We start from the raw sequence: 11,434 nt of genomic DNA, 5'->3' as shown, positions 1-11,434 counted from the left end.
TCATCCATGCCGGCCATCCTTTCCCGGCATGCATAGGGAATCACATTTCCGCTGATTTGCGAATCCCGATTCCGGAAAATTGCAGCACGCTCTAGCCGTCGTGAAGACGATATAAAACTGGCTCTCTTCCGACTGCCATTCCGGCAGCACCCGCACCAGCCTGCCGGCCTGCAGATCCGCCTCGCAGGCGCTTTCGAGCAGAAGCCCGAAGCCGAGGCCGGCGCGGGCTGCATCGAGAATGGCGGTCATGCTGCGGCAGGTCAGCCTCGGCTGATGCCGGATTACCCGTTTGTTGTCATTCGGATCGATGAGTTCCCAGCTATGGAACGACACCCACGGGGTCATCGCCAGCGTCGGAAGATCGGCGAGCTCGTCGACGCAATTTAAACCGCCGCTACGTTCGATGAGCGATGGACTTGCGACCAGGATTCGCCGCGCCCGGTCGAGCTTGCGCATCGTCAGGCTCGTTTGTGTCTCCGGCTCGTTGGTCGCCCTCACCTCAAGATCGATCCATTCATTAATGAGGCCGGCGCGGCGTTCGGAGCCGATAATCTGCAGCTTTTTCTTCGGATAGCATTCGAGGAATTCAGGCAGTATGCCTCCGACGGGAATGTCGACCAGACCAAGCGGACAGCCCATCCGCACCACACCCTGCGGGTCTGCTTGGGCCTCGGTGACGATCGATTTGGCGCGATCGGCCTCCTGCAGAATGGCTGGCATCTTTCGTAAAAAGCTTGACCGATCTCGGTCACCCGGAAGTGACGGGTCGAACGCTCTATCAGCCGTGCGCCAAGCCCGTCCTCAAGCCGGCTGACCCGCTGCTCAATTTTGAGCGCGGTATTTTCAGATTGCGACTGGCAGAAGCAAAACCACCGCTGGAGACGACGGCTGCAAAATAATAATAGTCGTTGAGATCGTCCATGCGAACAATCTATCCGAGAGTAGGAATAAATGCCGCCCGAAAGGGTTGTATCCCCTCTCCAGCAAAGCTGTAATCACATTGTCGACATTGGATCTTCTTTTCACGACCCGCCGCGGCAAAGCCAACCAATGCCCAACGGTCAATCCAAAACTCTCTTGAGAAAAGAAGGCCTCGACCAACGCCCGCAGGATGCCGACGTGCGATACGGCTTACCTGGATGGCGCTCCGAAAATACAACCACAAGAGCGCGTGTCAAAAACACTGCAAGGACGGTCCGGCAGGGAAGACCGGACCCGTCCCCGTAGCTGATCGGAGGTCACTCGGATCAGAAACTGATTTGAAGCGTCCCCGGTCCGAAGACCGGGGACACTCACCAAGTGGATTAGAACGAACGCTGCAGGCGGAAGTAGCCCGAGGTGGAGTCGTCGCCATTGTCCGGATCGAAGTACTGAACCGAAGCCTTGGCGTAGAAGTTGTCGACGATCTGGTAATCGACCGTCAGACCAACCTTCCAAGCGTCGTTGTCGCTGAAGTCGTCGCCAGCCTCGTAGATGTCGCCGTAGTACTGGACGCCGGGAGTGATCTTGAGCTTGTCGGTTGCCTTGATTGCGTATTCGGCAGCGACAGCCCATTCGGCTGCGGAGTAGTAGGAGTTCGGGCCGGAAGAATATACGGCTGCGAGGCCGAGCGTGCCGGGACCGATGTCAACCGTACCCATTGCACGGACAGCGCCGTCTTCGTTGTCGAAGTCCCAGCCGCCGGTGACCTGGTAGCTGAAGGCACCAGCCTTGCCGCCAACGCCGAAGGCAACGCCTACGTTGTTCGGGCCTTCGCCGGTTTTGTAGAAGCCGTCTTCCAGTTCGTCGACGCTGAGACCAGCGTAGAAGTCGCCGCTTTCATACTGATAGCGGATGGAGTTGTGCAGCGTTACGATCGAGCCGATGTCGTCGGTTTCACCCGAGAGACCGTCGTCCCACCAGCTGTAGAACAGACCAGCGCGGAAGCCCGCGATGTCGAGGTAAGCGGAGTCGAGAATGGCGTCCTGGTCGGAGGCATTGTCAGCATTGAACTGCATGACGATGACGCCGGTCAGCGGACCATACTCGGTGTCGCTCTTGGCCGTGAACTGAACCTGACCGCGAGTACGGGCATCCCAATCCGAATCGTTGCTGGCCGAGCCGTTGAGCGGCTGATCACCAACGTCGACCTGGAAACGGATGTAGCCTTCGATCTTGAGGCAGGTTTCGGTGCCGGGGATGTAGAAGTAGCCGGTGCCGTAAGCGTCGCAGACGCGAACATATTCAACCGGTTCCGGCTCAGCAGCAACAATAGCGTCAGCTGCAAGAACCGGCGTCGATGCAGCAAATGCTGCTGCTGATGCAAGCAAAACCATTCTGATGTTCATTTACCAATCCATTCCTTTGTCGATCGGGGCTGACGTCTCGTCGGGTAGTCAATTTGAAGCCGGCCCAGTTTGAACAGCCATCTCGGCGTGCGGATCGATCGAACCGCCAAACCGTCATCACACAGAAGGCGCATTCAAGCAATTCTCGATATATCTGAGAGGGGTTCGCCGGAGCAACTTTCGCCAGCAACGTGATTTTTATACAACATTTCAAATAATTAGGTGAAAAACGCACAAAACGGCCTCGCAATGGAAACCTCCATCGCAAGCCGCAAACGCTATGCCGCATTCTCAAATTCTCCACCGTTCGACCCGCCGAACACAATGGTGAAGCACATAAACTCTACCGCCGACTGATGAACCTATACAAGGTAGCGGTGTAGAACATGGTGTTCTGATTTCGATACCAATGAGTCAAAATGATGACAGGATGCTCATTGATGCCACACATCATAGCCGTGCAATCGTTATCAGGCTATATATTTTTCAAGAATTTTGGTGAAACTGAAGCGTTTTTTTGCGATTTTTCCGGCTTTTCTTGCAGTCTGGGCCACATTCTTCCGAGAGCCGCTTCCGAGCGCCGCATTTCCGCATGCCAGCGAATCGCGTCAGAGACCCGGATGCGGGGGCGAGTACCACGCGGCATATGCGACTGCCGGCCAGCGGCTCGTCGCAACCTATCGGCGACTTCAATCCTCGTTGGATCTGGCGTTCTCAAGAATCATGTAGTCGAGCGGCAGCTGCGTCGAATACTTGATCTGCTCCATCGCAAAGGCGGAGGAGACGTCGCGAATCTCGATCTTGGCGATCATCCGCTTATAGAAGGCGTCATAGGCGGCGATATCGGGCACGACGACTCGCAGGAGATAGTCGACGTCACCGCTCATTCTGTAGAATTCGACCACTTCGGGGAATTCGGCAACCACCTCGGAAAAGCGGCGTAACCACTCGATCGAATGGGTGGCGGTGCGAATCGATACGAAAACCGTGACCTTGGTGTTAACCTTCTCCGGATCGAGGATGGCGACCCGACGCTTGATGACGCCATCTTCCTCCATTTTCTGAATGCGCCGCCAGCATGGCGTCGTCGAAAGCCCCACCTTCTTGGCGAGGTCGGCAACGGCAAGGGTCGAATCTTCTTGCAGCAGACGCAGTATTTTTCGGTCGAGGCGGTCCATGCGCACGTCAGTCCTTTCGAATTATTTTCTTTGTATAACCCGATTCCGCGCGAGGAAAAGAATTTTGTTTCAGGAAAGCAGCGTTTTCACCCGCCCTTGCAACACAGGAAGCAATTCTTGCTCGAACCAGGTATTGCGTTTCAGCCAGCCGCTGTTGCGCCAGCTCGGATGCGGCAGCGGCAGCACCGCCGGCGACCGGCCCGACATAAGGCTGTCGCGCCACGCCCGCACCGTCTCGGTCATATTGCCTCGTCTCTCGTCAGTCATATGCCAGGCCTGCGCATATTGGCCGATGACCAGCAGCAGCTCGATCTGCGGCATCGCCGCGATCACCCTTTGCTGCCAGAGCGGAGCGCATTCACGGCGCGGCGGCAGGTCCGCGCCCTGGTCGTCGTAGCCAGGAAAGCAGAAGCCCATCGGCACGATGGCGAATCGGTTTCGGTCGTAAAAGCTTGCTCTGTCAACGCCGAGCCATGACCGCAGCCGGTCCCCCGATGCATCGTCGAACGGCAGGCCGCTCTCATGCACCCGAAGGCCAGGCGCCTGCCCCGCGATCAGGATGCGTGCACGCGAAGAGATCACGGCCACCGGCCGCGGCTCGTGCGGCAGCCGGTGCTCAGACCCTTTTGCCGGGGCGTCGCGACAGATGCGACAGGCGGCTATTTCCCGCCGCAGAGTTTCCAGCTTGGCTTCGTCGGTCATCGCTACTCCCATCCGACGATCCGCCCGAGGAAGCGCAACGCCTCGCCGTAACTGGATTCCTGGCGGGCATGATCGCGCACATCGCGCGGCCGCTCGAAAGTCCCGGCCCACAGCCCCGCCTTCGCCGCTCTCGCCTCGATCTCTTCCTTGCCGTAGCCACCATAGGAGACAGCCAAGCCTCGGCGCACCATGCCGGCATTGATGTCACCGCCCGTCCCGCTTCGGCAGACGACAAGCAGCCTGTCGTAGCGGTCGCGCCGGTCGCCCTGGCAAAGCGTTCCCGATGCCAGCACCATCTCCTGCAGCGCCTCCCGCGCCACGCGCCCGCAAGCCCAGGCCTTTCCCGCCCGTTCACAGCTCTGATTGATCTCGGGCGCGTCAATGCCTTCGAGGCGGAAGCGCTCCCCGCCCAATGTCAGACTGTCGCCATCGGCAGCATGAAAAGCGCCGACACGCTGGATTGTTGCTCGATCGTTGATCTTGGCGGCAATCAGCGCCAGCAGCACCAGCAGGGCAAAAGCGGTCACGCCGTCGCGAATCAGGCGCAGGCCCCGTGTCACGCTTTCGCCTCCTTAAAAAACAAATCCTTGGCAAAGATGGCAAACATCTTCTTAAGAATTGCCGGTTAAGCTCTTATCCACCCAGGGGTGAAGTTTCAACGTGCACATGAGTACCGGCGTAAGCACATCGACCGACAAGATTATCGTCGACAGGTCGCGCAGCCACCGCAACAAGGCCGTTTCCAAGGCCGTGCGGCAAACACGCGAACGCCTGCAGTCCGGCCATGCGTCCAATTCCGCCTTCGACCGTGACGTACTCAAGATGTATATAGCATCGATGATGCAGGGCGCGACGATCATGCCGCTCTTCGTCGTCATCATCACCGCCCTCGGCGTCTATTTCACTCAAGATACCCAATTGCTCTTCTGGGCGCTGCTGACGCTTACCTGTCACACCGGCAACATCCTGCTCGCCCGGCGCGCGCGCCGACAGGAGATCACCTCCGAAAGCGCCCGCAAATGGCGCCGCCTGCTGCTCGCCGGCCAATTCCTGGTCGGCTGCTGCTGGGCCGTCTTCGCGTTGCAGGGGTGCGACACCTGCGAGCCGTCGAGCTTCATTCTCTATAAGGGCGCAACATTGCTGATTGCGCTTTCCGTCACGGCGATGTCGAACTTCATGCTGACGCCTGCCGTGCTGGTTGCCTTCGCACCGGCGGTCCTGGCGCTTGGCGCCAAGAGCGGCCTGTCGCGCGACCTCCTCGAAATCAGCTTGACCGGGCTCTTCACCACCACTCTCGTCTTCTTCAACTATATCAGCGACCGGCTCTTCAAATCCAACCTCAGGATACTCTCCTACCAGTCGGAGAAGGACGACCTGATCGCCGAGCTTGAAGTGGCGAAATCGATGTCGGACGAGGCGCGCCGCCGCGCCGAAGAGGCAAACCTCGCCAAGTCCCGTTTCCTTGCCTCCATGTCGCACGAACTCAGGACGCCGCTCAACGCCATCCTTGGCTTCTCCGAGGTGATGTCGGCCGAAGTCATGGGACCGCTCGCCAATCCGACCTATAAAGAATATGCCGGCGATATCCATCGCTCCGGCCAGCATCTGCTCGATCTCATCAACGAAATCCTCGACCTGTCGCGTATCGAGGCCGGCAAATACGAACTGAGCGAGGAAGCGATCTCGCTGCTCGATATCACCGAGGATTGCATCGGCATGGTGCAGCTGCGCGCCCGCGCCAAGAACATTGCCATTTCGGATCAGTTCGAACGGCAGTTGCCGGCTATCTGGGCAGACGAGAAGTCGATGCGCCAGGTGGTGCTCAATCTCCTCTCCAATGCCGTCAAATTCACGCCGCAGGGCGGCGAAATCCACGTCAAGGTTGGTTGGACGGCCGGCGGCGGACAGTACATCTCGATCAAGGACAACGGTCCCGGCATTCCGGAAGAAGAGATTCCCGTCGTCCTCTCGGCCTTCGGCCAGGGCTCGATCGCCATCAAGAGCGCCGAACAAGGCACCGGCCTCGGCCTGCCGATCGTTCAGGCGATCCTTGCCAAGCATGACGGACAGTTCCTGCTGAAATCGAAGCTGCGCGAAGGCACCGAGGTTATCGCCATCCTGCCTGCCAAGCGCGTGCTCCAGAGCCTGCCGGCCGTCGAAGAGGCTCAGGCTGTCGCGCGCAAGCGCAAGAGTTTTGCCTAATGCGTGTCGCCCGGAAGTGTGCGGCGGTTCCAGGATAACGACATTCATAGAAACAAGGAGCTAAAGCGCGTCGCATGAATCAGGTTTCATACAACGCGCTTTAGTTCAACTGAAAAGCAGGTGCTTGCCGAGCACGAAGCCGAGATAGAGGCAGCAGGCGGCGATCATGCAGGTCACCGCGAAGGAACCGAGATCCTTGGCATGTTTGCCGACGATCGAAATCTCCGGTGAAATCCGGTCGATCACCTCTTCGACGGCAGTATTCATCGCCTCCATCGAAAACAGCCCGAGGAACAGCAGCACCGCCACGACGATCTCACCGAAAGTGGCCCCCACCAGCGCCAGCGCCGCCAGCGAAACGAGGGAAAAACCGAGCTCCTGGCGGAAGGCCGCCTCTTTCAGCACGCGCAGGAAACCTGCCCAGGAATAGCTGGCTGCGGCGATGAAATGTCGAAATCCGGTCTGCTTCATCACCGCGGGCTTTGTCAAGATCGATCCCCCAGAACATATCGCGCAAAAGTGTGCAGCGGTTTTGCGATAACGACATGCGTAAAACAAGGAATTAAAGCGCGGGCCAAGCGAATCTGAAAGATCGCGACGCGCTTTAATGCTTGTTGCTCACACCTGCCTGGGCAAACGTCGCCATGCCGGAATGGCAGGCAGCGGCGGCCTTGACGATGCCGGCGGCAAGTGCCGCACCGGTGCCTTCGCCAAGCCGCATGCCGAGCGCCAGAAGCGGCGTCTTGCCGAGCATCTCGATTGCGCGCAGATGGCCGGGTTCGCTGGAGACATGGCCGATCAGGCAATGATCGAGCGCGGAGGGATTGGCGGCTTTCAGGATCGCCGCCGCGGCAGTCGCGACATAGCCGTCGATCAGCACCGGTATGCGCTCCATCCGGGCGGCAAGGATGGCGCCGGCCATCGCCGCGATCTCGCGACCGCCAAGCCGGCGCATGATCTCCAGGGGATCATTGAGATGGTCGCTATGCAGCTCCACCGCCTTTTCCACCGCCGCGATTTTGCGCTCGAGCATCTCGCCTTCCGAACCGGTGCCGGGTCCGACCCAGTCGCGCGCCGAACCGCCGTAGAGCGCATAGTTGATCGCCGCCGCAATCGTCGTGTTGCCGATGCCCATCTCGCCGATGCAGAGCAGGTCGGTGCCGCCGGCGATCGCCTCCATGCCGAAGGCCATCGTCGCGGCGCAGTCGCGCTCGGAAAGTGCCGCTTCCTCGGTGATATCGCCGGTGGGGTAATCGAGCGCCAGATCGAAGACTTTCAGCCCGAGATCATAAGCGACACAGATCTGGTTGATCGCAGCTCCACCGGCTGCAAAATTCTCGACCATCTGCTGCGTCACCGCGGGCGGAAAGGGTGTGATGCCCTGTCTGGTGACGCCGTGATTGCCGGCGAAGATCGCCACCAGCGGGCGGTTGACGGCCGGTTGGCGGCCCGTCCAGGCGGCAAGCCAGAAGGCAATCTCCTCGAGCCGTCCGAGCGCGCCCGGCGGCTTGGTCAGCTGCGCGTCGCGTTCGCGTGCGGCCACCAGTGCGCGGGCATCCGGCCCGGGCAGGTCCCGGAGCAGGGTACGGAAATCGTCGAAAGGCAGGCCTGAAACGCTCATCGGTGCGTATTCCTATGAATCGGCTATTCTTGTTTTTTTGACGCAAATCAGCTTCTTTGCGGTGGCTCTCTCTTAAAGCCGGCGGACGAAGCGAACAACATCAAAAGCGCCGCAGCCCCTCCGGCAGAACGAAACAGAATGAAGATCAAGGACTATGCGGTCGATACCGCCCGCGCCGTCGCCTTTCTGAGCCGTCTTCCGATGCCGCCAGCGCTGTTCGAAGGCTATGACGGCAGGCTCGGCCGCCTGGTGCGCGCCTTTCCCCTCGCCGGTCTTGTCATCGGCTTCGTCCCGGCGCTCGCCCTCTTCCTCCTTTCGGGCCTGCGCGCCGACCCGCTATTGGCGGCGCTGATCGCCCTTTCTGTCCAGGCTCTTGCCACTGGCGCACTGCACGAAGACGGCTTGGCCGACACGGCGGACGGCATCGGCGGCGGCAAGAACCGCGAACAGAGCCTTATCATCATGAAGGACAGCCGGATCGGCACCTATGGCGCGATGGCGCTGATCCTCTCCTTCGCGATCCGTGCGGCCGCACTCGCCGCCATCGTCCGCCATTCCTCACCGCTCGCCGCAGCGCTTGCCGTTGCCGCCGTCGCAGCACTCAGCCGTGGCGCTATCGCCTGGCATTGGCAACGGCTGCCGGCCGCAAAGGCCGATGGCGTGGCCGCCTCGACAGGCCAGCCGAATGAGGCGGCGATGCATTTTGCGCTCGTCTCGGCCGGTCTGCTCGCAGCACTTCTGATCTGGCCGGCATTCGGCCTGCGGCCGCTCGTCGCTAGCCTGCTCGCCACCGGTGTCGCAGGATTCGCTTTCACCGCCGTCATCCGCCGCAAGCTTGCCGGCCACACCGGCGACACGCTGGGCGCAACGCAGCAGATTTGCGAAATCGCCACCCTTTGCGCCCTTGCCACCACTCTTTGAAACTCCGATATATCAGCCATGCAAACACCCTGCATTCACGTCTGCTCCATGGTTCCAGCCACCGGATTTTGCGCCGGTTGCGGCCGCACTCTTCAGGAAATCGGTGGCTGGATGAACTATACCGATGCCGAACGGCGCGGGATCATGGCGCAGCTGCCGGCGAGGCTCGCAACCGCCGCGATGACGAGCCGGATGAAAACAAGCCTCGCCGAGCGGCCGGGGCAGTCTTCATGATCCGTTTCACCGTCATTCTCGTCGTGATCGGCATCGGTCTTATCGTGCTGATCCTCAACGGCGACAGCGGCCGCATTCTCGGCTTGCAAAGTGACGAGTTCGGCCGCTTCGTTTACCTGCTGCCGATCGCACTGATGTTGTCGGCCGGGATCTGGGCGCGCAGCGTCGGTGAAACCATGCGCCAGATGATGATCTGGCTGGTCATCATCCTGGCGCTCGTGACCGTCTACCTCTATCGTCAGGAAGCGATCAGCGTCGGCAATCGGGTGCTGGCCGGTCTCATTCCTGGCCGCGCCGTCGTCGTCACGACGAGCGAAGGTGGCGCGGAAATCATCCTGCACAAACTGTTGAACGGCCATTTCGAAGCGGACGTCGATGTGAATGGCCGGACCGTCGAGATGCTCGTCGACACCGGCTCCAGCATGGTCGCGCTCTCACACGAGGATGCTGAACGCATCGGCATCGATCTCACCGGCCTCACCTACTCGATGACGGTCATGACCGCCAACGGCCGCAGCCGCGCGGCCCCCATTACGCTCGACCAGGTGGCGATCGGTCCGATCGTCCGCAACAATGTCGCAGCCAGCGTCGCCGAGGACGGCCGGCTTGACCAGAGCTTGCTCGGCATGAGCTTCCTGGAAACGCTGGGCTCCTTGCAGATGCAGACGGACGAATTGCGCATGCGGGATTGATCCGGCAGAACAAGTCATGCCCCCGATCCGCTCTCGGCCGGCTCTCCATTGGGAATACGGACCGCAAGTCGCCGGTCGACAAAAGCTGCAAAAAATGCTGCCGACAAGGCAAGTGACGCCGATGTCAGCAACATCGCGAACAGTGTCAACACTGCGCCTGCCTCCCGGAGAAACAGCCCGGCGATCGAAGCGATCAGGGCGGCGCCGGCGATCGACATGGCTGCGGCAAGGCCTGCAGCGGTGCCGGAGAGATGGCCGCGAACGGACATCACGCCCAGATTGGCGGCCGGAAAGGTCAAGCCATTGCCGATGCCGATGAATATACAGGGTCCGAAAAATGCCAGGACATGCGTGACGCCCGAGATCGACAAGATCAGCCCCAAGAGCAGACCCATGCACGTCGATAATCGCGCAATGACGAGCGTGGTGCTGTGCGATTGCCTCGTCAATCGGGCAGCGAGATAACTGCCCAGAATGAACCCCGCGGGAACCATTCCCATGAAAAAGCCCAGTTTCGCGCTCGATCCGCCGAGCGAGGAACTGGCTGCCAAGGATGCGCCTCCGAGGAAGATATAGAGAGTGCCGGTCGAGCAGGCCATGCACAGCGTATAGGCCCAGAACCGCGCCGAACCGAGAATCTGCCGGTAGGAAGCAAGGTAATTGCCTTTTGATCTCGACGCGGGTCCGGCTGTTTCCGTCAGCTCGCGCATGGAAATGGCGAGGATGGCTGCGCCTATCAGCGCAAGAGCGACGAAGATCGCCCGCCATCCGAACGTTTCGTCGAGAATGCCGCCGACGCTTGGGCCCAGCATCGGCGCGATAGCCCATCCCATGGCGGCGTAGCCGATCCTGTTGGCGGCCCCGCGCTCGCCCGCCGTCTCCTTGATGGCGACGAGCGCGACGCAGAAGCAGGCGGCGATCGACGCCTGCATCACGCGAAACAACAGGAAGATGCCGATATTGGGCGCCAGCGCGCAGCCGATCGACGCGACGATGAAAATGGAAACGGCGATCAGCGCGACCGGTCGGCGCCCATAACGATCCGACATCGCGCCTGCGATGATTTCGGTCAGCGCATTGATAACCGCATAGCCCGCGATCGAAAGATTGACGAGCGCGAAATCGGCCTGGAAGGTGGCCGCGATCTTCGGCAGCGCCGGCAGATAAATATTGACCGGCAGCACGGAGAGCGCCGTCAGTAGGAGAAGGACTGTACGCTGTGGCGCAGCGGTTGAGGCCGTGGCCGTTTCCCCGGCCGTACGGCCGGCAGTCTGAATGGAATCGTCGCGTGTCATGGTCTTGCCAGTCTTGTCAGCGAGATTTTGTAAGGGAATCTGACGAGGCGCAGCGCAAATTCAGGGCACAAAAAAAGCCCCGTCAGGAGCTTGTTTTACCGCGCATGGGGCTGATCGCCGGATGGTTACACCATCCTGCCCATGCGCCCTATCACCACGACAAGAACCATTGCGATCTTCATGACCGTACAGCTAGACAGAAATTTCCATCTCGTCAACGTGCGGTTTCAATGCTCGCAGAAAATGCAAGCCGACGCGCGTG

11 protein-coding genes and 1 pseudogene are annotated in these 11,434 nt (G+C 60.2%); 4 read left to right on the top strand and 8 right to left on the bottom strand.

The genetic code is table 11. The annotated features are described in order from the left end of the window. From GGD53_RS17850 to GGD53_RS17830, 5 genes and pseudogenes are all read right to left on the bottom strand, one after another. A pseudogene (locus GGD53_RS17850) lies at positions 1 to 922 on the bottom strand (LysR substrate-binding domain-containing protein). A gap of 382 nt (positions 923 to 1,304) precedes the next feature. Beyond that, positions 1,305 to 2,327, bottom strand: a complete 1,023-nt coding sequence (locus GGD53_RS17845) for a porin (RefSeq protein WP_184457938.1) — start codon at positions 2,325 to 2,327, stop codon at positions 1,305 to 1,307. A 689-nt stretch (positions 2,328 to 3,016) separates the two neighbouring features. Next, entirely contained in the window at positions 3,017 to 3,505 is a 489-nt protein-coding gene (locus GGD53_RS17840) for an Lrp/AsnC family transcriptional regulator (RefSeq protein ID WP_184457936.1), read from the bottom strand. 69 nt (positions 3,506 to 3,574) lie between these two features. After that, entirely contained in the window at positions 3,575 to 4,207 is a 633-nt protein-coding gene (locus GGD53_RS17835) for a uracil-DNA glycosylase family protein (protein ID WP_184457934.1), read from the bottom strand. Between the two features lie 2 nt (positions 4,208 to 4,209). Beyond that, positions 4,210 to 4,767, bottom strand: a complete 558-nt coding sequence (locus GGD53_RS17830; RefSeq protein ID WP_184457932.1) for a thermonuclease family protein — start codon at positions 4,765 to 4,767, stop codon at positions 4,210 to 4,212. A 106-nt stretch (positions 4,768 to 4,873) separates the two neighbouring features. Between GGD53_RS17830 and GGD53_RS17825 the strand changes: the two genes are divergently transcribed. Further along, positions 4,874 to 6,409: a sensor histidine kinase gene (locus GGD53_RS17825; RefSeq protein ID WP_064810556.1), complete on the top strand. Its 1,536-nt coding sequence runs from the start codon at positions 4,874 to 4,876 to the stop codon at positions 6,407 to 6,409. A 105-nt stretch (positions 6,410 to 6,514) separates the two neighbouring features. Here the strand turns inward: GGD53_RS17825 and GGD53_RS17820 are convergent, their stop codons facing one another. Together GGD53_RS17820 and cobT are read right to left on the bottom strand one after the other, a co-directional pair. Further along, positions 6,515 to 6,898, bottom strand: a complete 384-nt coding sequence (locus GGD53_RS17820) for a diacylglycerol kinase (protein ID WP_184457930.1) — start codon at positions 6,896 to 6,898, stop codon at positions 6,515 to 6,517. Between the two features lie 115 nt (positions 6,899 to 7,013). Continuing rightward, positions 7,014 to 8,030, bottom strand: coding sequence for a nicotinate-nucleotide--dimethylbenzimidazole phosphoribosyltransferase (gene cobT, locus GGD53_RS17815; RefSeq protein WP_184457928.1), 1,017 nt, complete (start codon positions 8,028 to 8,030; stop codon positions 7,014 to 7,016). A gap of 138 nt (positions 8,031 to 8,168) precedes the next feature. Here cobT and GGD53_RS17810 point away from each other — a divergent pair, with 138 nt between their 5' ends. Genes GGD53_RS17810 through GGD53_RS17800 form a run of 3 tightly spaced genes read left to right on the top strand, consistent with a single transcriptional unit; the run spans position 8,169 to position 9,877 of the window. After that, positions 8,169 to 8,951, top strand: coding sequence for an adenosylcobinamide-GDP ribazoletransferase (locus tag GGD53_RS17810; protein ID WP_184457926.1), 783 nt, complete (start codon positions 8,169 to 8,171; stop codon positions 8,949 to 8,951). Positions 8,952 to 8,969: 18 nt separating this feature from the next. Further along, the gene (locus GGD53_RS17805; RefSeq protein ID WP_184457924.1) at positions 8,970 to 9,185 is read left to right on the top strand and encodes a DUF1289 domain-containing protein; all 216 of its coding nucleotides are present in this window, start codon (positions 8,970 to 8,972) and stop codon (positions 9,183 to 9,185) included. Continuing rightward, the gene (locus GGD53_RS17800; RefSeq protein WP_184457922.1) at positions 9,182 to 9,877 is read left to right on the top strand and encodes a TIGR02281 family clan AA aspartic protease; all 696 of its coding nucleotides are present in this window, start codon (positions 9,182 to 9,184) and stop codon (positions 9,875 to 9,877) included. Before GGD53_RS17805 ends, GGD53_RS17800 begins: the two co-directional genes overlap by 4 nt. Before the next feature lie 14 nt (positions 9,878 to 9,891). Here GGD53_RS17800 and GGD53_RS17795 read toward each other — a convergent pair whose 3' ends face one another. Next, positions 9,892 to 11,172, bottom strand: a complete 1,281-nt coding sequence (locus GGD53_RS17795) for an MFS transporter (protein WP_184457921.1) — start codon at positions 11,170 to 11,172, stop codon at positions 9,892 to 9,894. Positions 11,173 to 11,434: the final 262 nt, after the last annotated feature.

The organism is Rhizobium aethiopicum (assembly GCF_014197535.1).
Lineage (GTDB): Bacteria > Pseudomonadota > Alphaproteobacteria > Rhizobiales > Rhizobiaceae > Rhizobium > Rhizobium aethiopicum_A.
Note: the sequence above shows the minus strand (reverse complement) of the source record. Positions and strands in the feature narration are given on the sequence as shown.